We start from the raw sequence: 14117 nt of genomic DNA, 5'->3' as shown, positions 1-14117 counted from the left end.
CCCTGTCTTTTGGTCGGGCCCTCTGGGCCGGTCGCTACGCTGTATGTGTGTTCGGGCCTTCCATCCCCGCCGCCACGCAGCGCCCGACCACCCCGCGCAGCCACTGGCTGGCCGGGTCGGCGTCCTGATCCTTCCGCCACAGCAGCGACACCCGGTATCCCCCCATCGGCAGCGGTGGCGGGGATACCGTCAGCCCGGAAAATGCCGCCAGCCGCGCCGCCGCATGGGCGGGCAATGTCGCCACCGCCCGCCGCCCCAGCAAAAACGGCGGCAACGCCGCAAAGTGGGTCAGCGCCGTCTGCACCCGCCGGGTCAGGCCCAGCGGGGCCAGCACCTCATCCACAATGCCGGTCCGCCCGTTAAACGACACCAGCACATGCGGCAACCCCAGCCACCCCGGCACATCCAGCGGCAGGGTCACCCCGCAGGCGGCTGCATCAAACACACAGGCGAACCCGCCATCCGCCACCGCCTGATGGCACAGACCGGCCCCTTCCGGGGCATGGGCAATCACCGCCAGATCAGCCTCGCCTGCCGCAATCATCCCTTCCACCGTCGCCCGGCTGCTCTGCCGGAAGCGCACCACCGCCGCCGGGGCCTCGGTATCCAGCGCCCGGGCGATCTCCGGCCCCACCGCGATCTGGAAATCATCGGACATCGCCAGCGTAAACGCCCGCTGCGTCCGCGCCGGATCAAAGGGCGGCGGCAGCAGAAACGCCCGCTGCACCTGCTCCATCCCCGCCTGCACCGCCGCCGCCATCGCCACCGCGCGCGGCGTCGGCTGCATGGTACCGCCCAGACGCACAAACAGCGGATCCCCGGTCACCGTCCGCAGACGGGCCAGCGCCGCACTGACCGCCGACTGCGACAGCATCAGCCGCCGTGCCGCGCGGGAGACATTGCGCTCCTGCCACAGGGCCAGAAAAGTGACCGCCAGATTGAAGTCAAGGCGCGCACTATCATTCAGGTCGATAGTTTCCATCATCAATCACAGTTTTGTTGATACTGCTGACCCTGCCATCATTGGTCCACACCGGCAACTCCCCACAGCCTCTTTCCCCTTTCCCCCGGAGTCTTCGACCATGACCCAGCGCCGCGTCGCCGTCGTTCAGGCAGGCAGCACCCTGTTTGACACCAAGACCACCCTCGACCGGATGGAGGCCCACTGTCAGGCCGTCGCCCGCGAGGGGGCAGAGCTGGCGGTCTTCCCTGAAGCCTATGTCGGCGGATACCCGAAAGGGCTGGACTTCGGGGCCCGGGTCGGCACCCGCACCCCGGCAGGGCGCGATGACTATCTGCGGTACTGGCAGGGCGCGATCGGGATCGACAGCCCCGAATGTGCCCGCATCGGCAGTTTTGCCGCCATGATGAAGGCCCATCTGGTCACCGGTATCATCGAGCGCGACGGCGGCACCCTGTATTGCACCGCCCTGATCTTTGGCCCCGATGGCAGCCTGCTGGGGCGTCACCGCAAGCTGATGCCCACCGCCAGCGAGCGGCTGATCTGGGGGCAGGGCGACGGATCAACCCTGCCGGTGGTGAACACTCCGGTCGGGGCGATCGGCACTGCCATCTGCTGGGAAAACTACATGCCCGCCCTGCGCCAGACCCTTTATGCCAAGGGGGTCAGCCTGTACTGCGCCCCGACGGTGGATGAGCGGGAGATCTGGCAGGCCTCCATGCGCCACATCGCCTATGAAGGCCGGACCTTCGTGCTGTCGTCGTGCCAGTACATGACCCGCGCCGATGCCCCGGCAGACTATGACTGCCTTCAGGGCAACGACCCCCAGACGGAACTGATCCGGGGCGGCAGCGTCATCATCTCTCCGCTCGGTGAAATCCTCGCCGGGCCGGTCTACGGGCGGGAGGCGGTGCTGACCGCCGACATCGACCTGAATGACTGCATCCGGGGTAAATACGACCTTGATGTCAGCGGCCATTATGCCCGCCCCGACGTTTTCCGTCTTACGGTCAACGAAACACCGCGCACCCCGGTGCAGCCGGTGACAGAGGACGCGGAAGCGACCGTCAGCGCCGACGCGCCGTAACCAGCGGGGCCGCCAGCGGCACGGTGCAGACCAGTGCCGCCAGCAGCCAGAACGCCTGCTTCAGGCCGACGCTATCGGCCACAAAGCCGATGGCGGCGGGGCCGGCGAGAATCCCGGCATATCCCGCCGTCGAGACCGCGGCCACCGCCAGCGCCGGGGGCATCACCGTCTGCGCCCCGGCCAGCCGGAACAGCACCGGCACGATGTTTGATGCCCCCAGCCCGATCAGCAGGAACCCCGACAGCGCCACCCATGCCTGCGGGGCCAGCAGCAGCACCGCCAGCCCGGCCAGCGTAATCGCCCCACCCCAGACCATCACCGCCCGGTCCCCGACGCGGGCGGTGATCCGGTCCCCGGCGAAACGCCCGGCGGTCATGGCGATGGAAAACAGCATGTATCCGACCCCGCCCTGCTCCGCCGCCATCAGCCCGGCACCGGTGACGAGCAGGGCGCTCCAGTCCAGCATCGCCCCTTCGGTCAGGAACATCGCCGTAGTGATGCCCGCCAGCACCAGCACCACCCCGCGCGGCCTGACAAACAGCGGGCCATCCCCCGCCTGCCCGCCCCGCAGCAGACGCGGGGCGGTGAGGGTCATGGCCGCCAGCATCAGCGCCGCCCCGATCAGCACCGCCATCAGCACATCCGGGTGCAGGGACAGCAGCACCGTCATCATCGCCGCCCCGGCAAAGCCGCCGACCGAATACAGGGCATGAAATCCCGACAGCAGGGGCCGGGGAGCGGCACGGTCAACCTCCACCGCATGCACGTTCATCGCCACATCCAGCGTGCCGACCACGGCCCCAAACACCGCCAGCGCCACCCCCATCACCATCACATCACTGATCTGGGTCAGCACCGGCAGCAGAAACGTCAGGCCAAACCCGCCGAACAGGATGCAGGCCCGGGTGCCATACCGGGCAATCACCAGCCCGGTGATCATCATCGCCACGATTGACCCGATGCCAATACACAGCAGCAGCAGCCCGAGAACCCCGTCATCCACCCCCAGCCGGGCCTTTACGAAGGGCACCAGCGGTGCCCAGCAGGCCATACCGAACCCGGCAACGGCAAACGACAGACGGGTGGCCAGCCGGGTTTCCGGGCGGTCAGCGGACAGAACGGGGGACGTCAGCACAGGGGGAATCTCCGGGGGAACGGCAGCGCGTCATCAGCAACCGCAGGCTATGTAGCGCCCGGCTTCCGCGACGGCAAGAAGGATCAGCCCCCCCGGAAAGCGGCCTTACCAGTCCGGCAGCGTACCAAGGCTGTGCTTGGGAGTGTCAAACACGATGGTTGACCGCAGGGCCTTAATCTCCGGCAGGCGGTCGAACTCGTTCCAGATCAAGCGTTTGTAATCGGCGATATCCTTGACCGAGATTTTCAGCAGAAAATCGAAATCCCCGGTCACGGTGTGGCATTCCACCACTTCCGGCATCGCCGCGATGGCCCGGATGAAGCGCTGCCCGACCTCCGGCGCGGTGCGGTTCAGCGTCACCTCGGCAAAAGCCTGCAACCCCAGCCCGACAGCGGCAGGGTCAACGATCACCGCCTGCCGGATCACCCCGGCCCCGTACAGCCGGGCCAGACGGCGCGACAGCGGCGCGGCAGTCAGGCCGACCTTTTCCGCCAGATCGTTGTTGGACAGGGTTGCATCCTCCAGCAGGCAGCGGATGATGCGGCGGTCCACGGCATCGAGGGAAAGCGGCGGGGTTGCGGCATCAGACATCATCCCTCCGGCGGATCAGCGCAAAACCATACGGATTTTTGCTGTTTTTACGCAAACGGACAAGCGTTTGCACTGCAACAGGGCCGAAAGAAGCGCAGGTTTTTGCGGCGCGGCTCTGCTATAACCGGATGCGTTATGTCACTCCCCCGGCCGTGCGGGCAACAGGTGCCCGGCCCGGCGCTGTTTTCAGGAAAGAAGACATGTTCGACTCCCTCTCTCCGCAACCGCAGGACCCGTTGCTGGCCCTGATCGGCCTGTACAATTCCGACACCCGCGCTGACAAGGTGGATCTTGGCGTCGGCGTGTTCCGTGATGAAACCGGCCATACCCCGGTGATGCGGGCGGTCAAGGCCGCCGAGAAGGTGATTCTGGAGACGCAGGACAGCAAATCTTACGTCGCGCCGGAAGGGGACCGGGTGTTCATCGACCTGCTGTGGACCGTGGTCGGCGGGGCCGACTGCGGCAAGGCCGTCGCAGGGGTGCAGGCACCGGGCGGATCGGGCGCACTGCGCCTTGCCGCCGATCTGCTGGCCAAGGCAGGCAAGACCCGCGTCTGGGTCGGGGTGCCGACCTGGGCCAACCATCTGGGCATTTTCGGCTCCGCCGGGCTGTCGGTGCAGACCTACCCGTACTTTGACGTGCCGTCGCAGGCGGTGCAGTTTGACCGCATGACCGCCGCGCTGGAAAGCGCCGAAGCCGGGGATGCGGTGCTGCTGCACGCCAGCTGCCACAACCCGACCGGGGCGCAGCTGACGGCTGCCCAGTGGGCAACCGTTGCCGAGATCGTCGCCCGCAAGGGTCTGATCCCGCTGATCGATTCCGCCTATCAGGGCTTCGGGGCCGGACTGGAGGAAGACGCCGCCGGGCTGCGGACCGTCATCGCCGCCGCCGCTGAGTCGCTGGTCGCCGTCTCCTGCTCTAAGTTCTTCGGCCTGTACCGGGAACGCACCGGCGCGGTCTACGCCGTCGGCGGCAGCCAGAACGCGGTGGAAACCGCCCGGTCCAATCTGGTGACCATCGCCCGCACCAGCTACTCGATGCCGCCGGATCACGGCTCTGCCGTGGTGCGGACCATCCTTGCCACTCCGGCGCTGAAAGCCGACTGGATCGCCGAGCTGAACGAGATGCGCGGCCGCCTGATCAGCCTGCGGCAGGGTCTGGCCACCGCCATCGGCAACCACTGGGCCGGGTCAACCGCCGTTGCCGGACAGCAGGGCATGTTCTCGCTGCTGCCGATGAAGGAAGCCGACATTCTGGCCCTGCGCAAGGATCATGGCATCTACATGCCGACCTCGGGGCGCATCAACATCGCCGGGCTGAAGCAGGCTGACATTGCCCGCGTCGCCGCCACCTTCGTCCCGCTGCTGGGGTAAGACCATTATGACCGCTGCCGTTGCTGCCCAGTCCCTTCCGGCGGAACGCCACCGCCTGTACGAAGACGTGCTGGCCCTGCTGACCGGAACCCTGCTGGTATCCCTCGGCGCGGTCATCTACACCAAGGCGGTGCTGCTGGTCGGCAGCACCGCCGGTCTGGCCCTGCTGACCAGCTATATCAGCGGGCTGGGCTTCGGGCTGGTGTTCTTTGTGATCAACCTGCCGTTCTACATCCTGGGTGTGATCCGCATGGGCTGGGCGTTCACCCTGCGCACCTTCCTTGCGGTGTGTATGGTGTCGCTGCTGTCCCGCTATGTCAGCGGCTGGGTTGATTTCTCCACCCTCAACCCGGTCTATGCCACAGTGATCGGCAGCTGTCTGATCGGCTGCGGCATGCTGATGCTGTTCAGACACCGGACCGGGCTGGGCGGCATCAACATTCTGGCGATGTTCCTGCAGGAACGGACCGGCCTGCGCGCCGGGTACCTGCAGCTGGGCATTGATCTGGCCCTGATGGCGGCAGCATGGTTTGTGCTGCCGGTGGAAAATCTGGCGCTGTCGGTGCTGGGCATCACCATCACCAACCTGATCATCGCCATCAACCACAAGCCGGGGCGGTACACCGCGTTCAGTTAAGGAAGGCGGCGTCGCCGGTCAGGCGGCGGCGGGATCAGAAACAGCCCTGATCCCTGCTGACAGGTTCTGACATTCAGCCCTGCCATACCAGCGGGACCGGAGCTTCTCCGGTCCCGCTTCTCTATGCCGGAGGCCTGACCATGACCGTACAGCCGTCCCTGTTCCCGCTTGATCCTCTTCAGCCCCGCTCCCCGGCCCCTGCTCCGGCAGCCCTGCCGGGCGGACAGAGGTTCTGGGTCGGCGTCGTCTCCGCCGAACATGTCCGGCGCGGCGTCGCCGGGGGCTTCGCGCAGGTCTGCCACGGCAAGGGCGGGCCGCTGCGGCGGCTGCGGGCCGGGGACGGCTTTGCTTATTACTCCCCCACCGATCAGTTCCGGGGGAAAGAGCCGTTACAGGCCTTCACCGCCATCGGCACCGTCCTGCCCGGCGAGCCGTATCTGTTTGATATGGGCGATGGCTTTGTGCCCTACCGCCGGAATATCGGCTGGCAGGCCGGGGCAACCCCGGCCCCGATCCGCCCGCTGCTGCCGGTGCTGGAGTTCACCGCCGGACGGACCCACTGGGGGGCACCGTTCCGCTATGGGCTGTTTCCGGTCAGCGCCGCCGATTTCGCCACCATTGCCGAGGCGATGGGCGTCGGCCTATCAGGCTGAAGTCCGCAGGGCAGCGGCAACCTGAGCAAAAACCGTATCCCAGTCCCCTAACTCCGGCTGCCGGAACAATCGCATGCTGGGATACCAAGGGCTGTCATCCCGGTTCAGCAGCCACCGCCAGTCAGGCACATGCGGCAGCAGAACCCAGACCGGACACCCCAATGCCCCCGCAAGATGAGCAACCGAGGTATCGACAGAAATGACCAGATCCAATGCCATAATCAGGGCTGCGGTCTCATCAAATCCGCCGGACGTATAGATCTCTCCGGGCAAATGAAGTGGAAACAGACCTGCGCACCCCGGTATCTGCTCTTCACCGAAATTACGCTGTAAACTGACCAGGGTAATGCCGTCGCAATCGGCAAGGGGGGCGAAACGGCGTAAAGGAACCGAACGGTTCTTATCGTTGTGATGATCGGGATTACCCTGCCAGATAATCCCAATGCGCCGACCGCCCGGCAGGCGTTTCCGCCAGAGATCCACCCTGACCGGATCGGCGGCCAGATAAGGCCCTTTTTCTCCGGCCATACCATCGTCCTGACCGGCATACAGCGGAAGACTCAACAGCGGGCATTGGGCATCGGCCCCGGGCAACGCGGTACCAATCGCCACACACCGGACTGTCGGAGTCGTCAGGCCCTTACATAAGGGCAGAAGAGGGGCAGGAACCTCCAGAATCACCGACCACCCGCGGGCAACCACCTGCGGGACGTAGCGCAGAAACTGAATGGTATCGCCCAGCCCCTGCTCTGCCCACAGTAACAGAATGCGCCCAGCCCCCTCTTCACCCTGCCATAGCGGCAAAGCCTGATGGCGAGGCGCTTCGGCCGATGGTCCGGTCATTTTCCAGCGCCACTCATGCTCGGCCCAACCGACAGCAAAATCGCCGAGCAACAGATGCAGAAGGCCACGGTTGAAATGAGCTTCAGCATGATCAGGGCGCAGCAACAAAGCCTGCTTATAGGCATCCTCTGCATCCTGCCAGCGCGCCATCGCCATCAGGACATTCCCCCGGTTCGACCAGGCCTCAGCATAGTCGGGGCGATAGTGCAGGGCACAGTCCAGCGCAGCAAGAGCCGCGTCCAGCTGCCCCAACCGAGATAAGGTGTTCCCCCGGCTTGAATGCGCCTCCACCAGATCGGGCTGAAGAGACAGGGCCCGGTCAAAATATTGCAGGGCCTCCTGCAGATAACCGAGATCCTTCAGTAAAATGCCCTTGTTACACAAGGCCTCAGGAAAATCAGGACGAAGCTTTAGCGCATCATCGTAGGCTTGCCGGGCATCCTGCCATCGCCGTAATCCCCGTAGCACATTCCCCCGGTTGGAATGGATATCAGCTGACCCCGGCTTCAGACGCGCTGCCGTTTCATAGGCATGCAGAGCCTCTTCCAGACGACCGAATCCTTTCAACAGCGCTGCCCTGCCTGCGTGCGCCTCTGCCAGATCCGGCTGCAACCGTACTGCCGCATCGCAGGCCGCAAGGGCGTCATCCGGGCGATCAAGCGCCTTCAGGACCAGACTGCGGTTATACTCCACACCTGCCAGATCGGGCTGTAAGCGCAGGGCTGTATCATAGGCCGCAAGGGCATCCGGCAGGCGCCCCAAAGCCCGGAGTGCATTGCCAAGATTCACATGAATCACCGGCACCTGCGGTGCAATGTCAGCCGCCTGTTTAATCAACCGTACCGCCTGCGCAGGCTGCCCGACCTGATGAGCAAGAACCCCCAACAGATGCAGGGCGTCGCTGTTGTGGCGGTCAAGCGACAGAACATGCTGATAGAGGGCCTCTGCCTCCCGCAGACGCCCGGCCTGATGACTTGCAACGGCTCTGGCAATCATGGGCCGTAAGTCATGGGGAGACTTTAGACGAGTAGGATTTCGTCCAGTTCCCGGTAGTTTCTGACGCGCCATAACCCCAGTTTTTCCACAAAGAACGATAATCTTAAAGCGGAACCATAGGTGAAGACGGCAGCCTATACAACCAGTCCGTCAATACACCGTGCCGGGGCTGAGGCCGATTTCTGACGGGCAGCCGCAGGCACCGCCGACCGGGCGGGCGGCAGGCAGGAAGCAGGCCCCTTCCCCGCTGCGGCAGCGGGCAGAAAGCCCGTTTTCCGCCGGGCTCAGCGGACGGGCCAGCTCCAGCCGCAGATGGGAACGGATCCCGTCCTCTTCCTCATAGGCTTCCCGCTCGATCGGGTTGGCACGCTGCATGCCGCGCCCGTTGGCGATCTCCTGCCCGTAGCGGCAGCGGAACTGTTCTTCCCCCCAGGCCTGATACTGGCGGATATGCACCATCTCGTGCCCCAGCAGGGCCACCAGATCAACCGGACGAGATTTATAGGCCGGATTGAGCAGCACCCGGTTGCTGCGGGGGGCCATGCCGTTGACCCGCTGCAACGGGCACCAGCTGATCTCCACCCCGTCAAACAGGGTAGCATCGGTCAGGCCCAGACGGATCAGGGTGGCGCGGGCCTCGGCGATCAGCTCCGGGTCGTCGTTGCGTCCGTCCCAGCTGTCGCAATAGTCCAGCAGGGGCTGCACCATCAGATCGAACGGGGCGGAGCACGAGCGGGTCAGCGCCCGCGCCACCGCCAGCGGGTCAATCACCAGCACCGGGGCATCCGCCGCCCGCACCGGCAGGCTGACCGCCAGCAGGGCCGCGAACGCCATCACCGCCCGCCACAGCATCATGGCGCTGCCTTCAGGCTGCGCTGCGCCCGCTTGCAGATGTACTGCGTGGCGGACACCGGGCTTTCTGCAAGCCAACGGGCACACAGCGCCGTCACCCAGTCCGGCTGATCCTTAGCCGCATCGTTCAGCCAGTTGGCGACGGAATCCTGCACATAGCGCGCCGGGTCAGCCCGCAGCGGCTCCAGCAGCGGCAGACCAAGGGCAGGCTCGGCCCGCAGCGCCGGGGCATGGGCACACCACACCCCGCGCGGGCGCAGGGCTTCTGAGGCAAAGCGGCGCAGCCATTCCGACCGCTCCGCCGTCCACGGCGTCAGCAGGGTAATCGCCTGTGGCAGATCGGTCAGCAGGGCCGGGCGGGCCGCCAGCCACACCCATTCCCGCACCCCGAAATGCGGGTCATCGGCCAAAGGCCGCAGCGCCGCCAGCAACGCCGGAAGGTCAGTGCCATGTTCCTGCGCCAGTGCATAACAGACCCAGCCCCGCACGGTATCGGACGGATGGGCCGACAAAGCGGCCAGATCTGCCCCGGCCTGCCGCAGCAGCATCCCGCCCAACGCCATCCGCCGAGTGACGCCCTCGCCTGCCGCCGCCTGCATCGCCGCACTGTCCGCCGCAGGCACCACCGCCTTCAGCAGAACGGCAAAATCCATCGCCAGCCCTTCCGTCAGGGTGGTAATGGCCGCCCGTCCGGCATTCAGCTCGGCCAGCCGTTCCGGCGGAACATCCGCCACCCCGCGCCCCGGGGCCGCTTTTCTGACTGTCGCCATCGTTCTGCCCCCCGGTTACTGCTGCAACGACGCGCCCATCAGGCTCATCACCGCCAGCGTCTGCAACACCTCGCGCATGTCGGCAGCGGTGAACGCCACCGTCTCCGCCCCCAGCCGTTCAACCCCGCGCAGCAGCGACAGGCCATCGGCGATGAACTGGGTGGTCACTTCGACCTCGACCCGGAACGGCACCAGCAGGCCAACCTCAGCCCCCGCCGGAACCGGATACTGCACCCGGGCCTGCGCATGGTCCTGCACCACCTGCCGGACCGCATCCTCAATCAGGTCCCGCGCCCGGTACGGCGACAGGCAGTCGGCGGCAAACATGCCGATGGCATTCTTGACACAGACCGTTTCGGTCAGCGGAAACTGGGCCTGCACCTCGGCACAATACCGGTCATCGCCACTGGTCAGCAGCAGCGGCACCCCCAGTTCAGCGGCATAACCGCCGTACAGCGTGGTCTCGCCCGCCACCGCCCCGTTCAGGCGGATGCGGCGGAAGGCCTGACTGCTGAGGGTATGGGCAAACTGCCCGTATTCTCCGGCGCTGGCATGCCAGCCGATCAGCACCACCCCGGCATGATCAGGGGTCAGACCCTGAATCATCGACAGCGGACGGCCCCGGCCGGTGATAACGCGGGCACGGGGATCAAGATCTTCGGCAATCAGGTTGCCCATCGGGCCGTGGGAGTCCACCACCGTCACTTCGGTGGCCCCACCGGCGAAGGCCCCGCGCACCGCCGCGTCAGCCTCTGCCGTCATCAGGCGGCGGGCCCGCTCGTACTCCGGGTTGCCGCGCACCGCCTGCTGGCGCTCAAAGACCGCCGCGATACCCTCAATGTCCACTGAAATCAAAATCTTGGTCATATCCGCGCTCTCATCCATGAGGAACGGGGCCGGACCGTCCCCCGACAGTCCGGCCTCCGTAAGCCATTACTTCACAACAAACTTTTCACAGGCAGCAATTGATTTACCCAGTGCCGCCATCTCCGGCCCCTTCAGGGTTTTCCCGGCGGCGGTCTCCAGCGCCTTGCCGACGCAGGCTTCCAGCTTGCCGTCGCCCAGCGCCTGCTCCTCGATGTCCTGAATCGCCACCGAGTCCACCTGCGGATCGCCATCGACGGTCTGATGGGTGGTGACATCCGCCGCGCAGCAGACAGCACAATCCGGCAGCTGGGTGACCAGCGGCTCCGGCACCTTCAGCAGATCAGCCAGTGCCGCCGGGGTCAGGCTGCGGGTGATAATCACCGACTGCCCCTTCAGGGCCACATCACTGATCCCGCCATTGCAGCGGTCTCCGCCATCACCGACCGGCTGCAGGGTCAGGCGGTCATGACCATCCTTGCCCTTTTTGACGGTGGCCGCCGACACCAGACTGAAAAAGCCGGTCCCGCCGCCGTTGTAGGTGGTCAGCACCAGCTGACGGCCATCCGACAGGGCACCGACCTTCTGGTAGTAGTTGTAATCAGGGAACCCTTCGTAAAGTCCTTCCGTCTCGAATCCATCGGGCGGATCAGTATGGGCGGTGGCCGGAACATGCGCCGTACCGGCCTGGCAGAGAGTCAGGTCGATGCCCCGCTCCGCCGCTTCCGTCGCCGCCCCGACACAGGCCGGATGCCAGACACCGGCGGGCAGCGGCACCGCCGCCGGGGCTGCGGCCCCCAGCTCGGCCAGACGGGCGTCGTACTGCTTGACCAGACAGGGCGCGATGCTCCAGACCGTCTGCGGATCAAGGCTTTCCTGCGCCTTCTTTCCGGCAATGCCACAGGCGCTGTCACGCTGCTTCAGCCACGCCCGCTGCGCGGTCTTGACCGCATCACCGTCAGCCCCTTTGCTTTTAACCTTATAGGTTTCGGCCATCAGCCGGTCACGGGCGGCAAGCCCCGGATCAGAGCACAGAATCTGCTCGCCCAGCGACTTTCCGGCGGAGCAGTCAAACGACGGCCCGTTTTCCTGCGCCTGTGCGGCCCCGGCGGTCAGCCACAGACCGGTTGCCGTCATCAGGCTGATCACTGTCTTTTTCATCATGGTTCCCCTCTCTCAACCCCCGTCCCTCTCACGCAAAACCCCCGGCTCCGTTACCGGAACCGGGGGCAGCATCTTTCATCCTTATGGCGAAAGGATGATCTGCAATGCCATGACTGAACTATAGTTTCAGACGCGGCAGAGCAGAACTTCTTTTATGGCAGCGCGCTGCGCGCACAGCCTTATTTCAGGCTGGCGCAGAACCGCTGGATGCGGGTGCAGGCCTCGGTCAGCGCCTTTTCCGACGTGGCGTAGGAGATACGGAAGTACGGGGACAGGCCGAAGGCCGCACCCTGCACCGCCGCCACGCCTTCAGACTCCAGCAGCTCGGTGACGAAATCGCTGTCAGACTCGATCTTCTTGCCCGACGGTGCGGTCTTGCCCAGCACACCGGCGCAGGACGGATAGACGTAGAAGGCGCCTTCCGGGGTGCGGCAGGACAGGCCTTCCGCATCGTTCAGCATCTTCACCACCAGATCGCGGCGGGCCTTGAAAGCGGCACGCCAGGCTTCGAAGAAGTCCATCGGCTCGTTCAGCGCGGCAGCGGCAGCGGCCTGCGAGATCGAGGAGGTGTGGGTGCTGCTCTGCGACTGGATCATGTTGATCGCCTTGATCAGCGGCAGCGGACCGGCGGCATAGCCGACGCGCCAGCCGGTCATGGCGAAGGACTTCGACACCCCGTTCATGGTCAGGGTGCGGTCGGTCAGCGCCGGTTCAACTTCGGCGATGGTGGCGAACTTGAAGTCGTCGTAGACCAGATGTTCGTACATGTCATCGGTCATGATCCAGACATGCGGGTGCTTCAGCAGCACATCGGCCAGCGCCCGCAGGTCAGCGGCGGAATAGGCCGCGCCGGTCGGGTTGGACGGGCTGTTCAGCACCAGCCACTTGGTCTTCGGGGTGATCGCCTGTTCCAGCGCCGCCGGGGTCAGCTTGAAGGCGTCAGCCTCGGCACATTCCACAAACACCGGGGTACCGCCCGCCAGCAGGGTGATATCCGGGTACGACACCCAGTACGGGGCGGGGATGATCACTTCATCGCCAGGCTCGACGGTCGCCATGATGGCGTTATAGATCACCTGCTTGCCGCCGCAGCCGACGGTCACCTGATCCGGGGTGTAGGTCAGGTTATTCTCGCGCTTGAACTTGTCGACAATCGCCTTGCGCAGGGCAAGGGTGCCGGCGACGGCGGTGTACTTGGTCTCACCGCGGGCCATGGCGTCCTGCGCCGCCTTTTTGACATGGTCCGGCGTATCGAAGTCCGGCTCTCCGGCGCCCAGACCGATCACGTCGCGGCCCGCCGCTTTCAGGTCGGCGGCTTTCTGGGTCACGGCAATGGTCGGCGACGGCTTAATGGCGGACAGACGCTTGGCGAGAATGGACATGATGCCCTCGGTGGTCCTGTGAAGGTGGAACGGGAAGATAAGATCGGCGGATGCATACAGGTATTCATCACGCGGACAGCACCCTAAACGCGCTTTGCCCAAATGCAAAGCAGGGAACCGGCGGAGAGCCCCGACGCAGATCAAAAAATACGCAGCAGGCAGAAAAAAAGCGCGGAAGCCATCCGGCCGCCGCGCTTTTTATTCTTTACCGGAGACCGGCGGCTGGATTAGCCGACGATTTCGGTCTGCGCGAAGAAGTACGCCACTTCAATGTTGGCGTTTTCCAGCGAGTCGGAGCCATGCACGGAGTTGGCTTCGATCGACTCGGCGAAATCAGCGCGGATGGTGCCCGGGGCAGCATTGGCCGGGTTGGTGGCGCCCATGATTTCACGGTTCTTCAGAACGGCGTTTTCGCCTTCCAGCACCTGCACGACCACCGGGCCGGAGGTCATGAAAGCAACCAGTTCCGGGAAGAAGGAACGCTCGCGGTGCACGGCGTAGAAGCCTTCGGCTTCAGCCTGGGTCAGCAGCACGCGCTTCTGGGCGACGATGCGCAGGCCGGCATCTTCAAAGCGGGCATTGATCTTGCCGGTCAGGTTGCGGCGGGTGGCATCCGGCTTAATGATCGACAGAGTACGTTCAGTGGCCATCTTCTTATCCCTCTGGCTTCTGGAGCCTTGGCTGGTGCGTTGCCCCCCGCCGGACACGTCAGGCGTCCCGGAAAAGGCAATGCGGGAAAAATCGCCGGGGTTATATCCTTAACCCACCGGAAAGACAACCGCCGAAACACGGGTCACAGATAATCGTCA

14 protein-coding genes are annotated in these 14117 nt (G+C 65.1%); 4 read left to right on the top strand and 10 right to left on the bottom strand.

Annotated features, from left to right (window positions below; genetic code table 11):
• Positions 1 to 34 precede the first annotated feature (34 nt).
• Positions 35 to 985: a LysR substrate-binding domain-containing protein gene (locus G365_RS0104600; protein WP_019644332.1), complete on the bottom strand. Its 951-nt coding sequence runs from the start codon at positions 983 to 985 to the stop codon at positions 35 to 37.
• Positions 986 to 1082: 97 nt separating this feature from the next.
• On the opposite strand from G365_RS0104600, the gene G365_RS0104595 reads away from it, so the two are divergent.
• Complete coding sequence (locus G365_RS0104595) at positions 1083 to 2048, top strand: carbon-nitrogen hydrolase family protein (protein WP_019644331.1); 966 nt, start codon at positions 1083 to 1085, stop codon at positions 2046 to 2048.
• Here G365_RS0104595 and G365_RS0104590 read toward each other — a convergent pair.
• Positions 2029 to 3183, bottom strand: a complete 1155-nt coding sequence (locus G365_RS0104590) for an MFS transporter (RefSeq protein ID WP_019644330.1) — start codon at positions 3181 to 3183, stop codon at positions 2029 to 2031. The genes G365_RS0104595 and G365_RS0104590 overlap by 20 nt on opposite strands.
• A 105-nt stretch (positions 3184 to 3288) precedes the next feature.
• Positions 3289 to 3777: an Lrp/AsnC family transcriptional regulator gene (locus G365_RS0104585; RefSeq protein ID WP_019644329.1), complete on the bottom strand. Its 489-nt coding sequence runs from the start codon at positions 3775 to 3777 to the stop codon at positions 3289 to 3291.
• Between the two features lie 197 nt (positions 3778 to 3974).
• Between G365_RS0104585 and G365_RS0104580 the strand changes: the two genes are divergently transcribed.
• The 3 genes from G365_RS0104580 (at position 3975) to G365_RS0104570 (ending at position 6437) form a co-directional block, all read left to right on the top strand.
• Entirely contained in the window at positions 3975 to 5147 is a 1173-nt protein-coding gene (locus G365_RS0104580; protein WP_019644328.1) for an amino acid aminotransferase, read from the top strand.
• Positions 5148 to 5154: 7 nt separating this feature from the next.
• Positions 5155 to 5784, top strand: a complete 630-nt coding sequence (locus tag G365_RS0104575) for a YitT family protein (RefSeq protein ID WP_019644327.1) — start codon at positions 5155 to 5157, stop codon at positions 5782 to 5784.
• Between the two features lie 140 nt (positions 5785 to 5924).
• Positions 5925 to 6437: an EVE domain-containing protein gene (locus G365_RS0104570; RefSeq protein WP_019644326.1), complete on the top strand. Its 513-nt coding sequence runs from the start codon at positions 5925 to 5927 to the stop codon at positions 6435 to 6437.
• Here the strand turns inward: G365_RS0104570 and G365_RS0104565 are convergent.
• From G365_RS0104565 to ndk, 7 genes are all read right to left on the bottom strand, one after another.
• The gene (locus G365_RS0104565) at positions 6429 to 8276 is read right to left on the bottom strand and encodes a tetratricopeptide repeat protein (protein WP_019644325.1); all 1848 of its coding nucleotides are present in this window, start codon (positions 8274 to 8276) and stop codon (positions 6429 to 6431) included. The two genes, G365_RS0104570 and G365_RS0104565, sit on opposite strands and share 9 nt — an antisense overlap.
• 150 nt (positions 8277 to 8426) lie before the next feature.
• Positions 8427 to 9131, bottom strand: a complete 705-nt coding sequence (locus tag G365_RS0104560) for a hypothetical protein (protein ID WP_019644324.1) — start codon at positions 9129 to 9131, stop codon at positions 8427 to 8429.
• On the bottom strand, positions 9128 to 9898 hold the full coding sequence (locus G365_RS0104555) for a HEAT repeat domain-containing protein (RefSeq protein WP_019644323.1): 771 nt from the start codon (positions 9896 to 9898) through the stop codon (positions 9128 to 9130). Before G365_RS0104555 ends, G365_RS0104560 begins: the two co-directional genes overlap by 4 nt.
• Before the next feature lie 15 nt (positions 9899 to 9913).
• Entirely contained in the window at positions 9914 to 10765 is an 852-nt protein-coding gene (locus tag G365_RS0104550; protein WP_043741584.1) for a M55 family metallopeptidase, read from the bottom strand.
• A 66-nt stretch (positions 10766 to 10831) separates the two neighbouring features.
• A complete protein-coding gene (locus tag G365_RS0104545) occupies positions 10832 to 11926 on the bottom strand; it encodes a lysozyme inhibitor LprI family protein (RefSeq protein WP_081628438.1) in 1095 nt (364 codons plus the stop codon).
• Between the two features lie 179 nt (positions 11927 to 12105).
• Positions 12106 to 13308, bottom strand: a complete 1203-nt coding sequence (locus G365_RS0104540; RefSeq protein WP_019644320.1) for a pyridoxal phosphate-dependent aminotransferase — start codon at positions 13306 to 13308, stop codon at positions 12106 to 12108.
• A gap of 227 nt (positions 13309 to 13535) precedes the next feature.
• Positions 13536 to 13958, bottom strand: coding sequence for a nucleoside-diphosphate kinase (gene ndk, locus G365_RS0104535; RefSeq protein ID WP_019644319.1), 423 nt, complete (start codon positions 13956 to 13958; stop codon positions 13536 to 13538).
• Positions 13959 to 14117 lie beyond the last annotated feature (159 nt).

It is taken from the genome of Novispirillum itersonii subsp. itersonii ATCC 12639, assembly GCF_000381985.1.
GTDB classification, from domain to species: domain Bacteria; phylum Pseudomonadota; class Alphaproteobacteria; order Rhodospirillales; family Rhodospirillaceae; genus Novispirillum; species Novispirillum itersonii.
The sequence above is the reverse complement of the archived record's forward strand: the minus strand, read 5'-3'. Positions and strand labels throughout refer to the sequence as shown.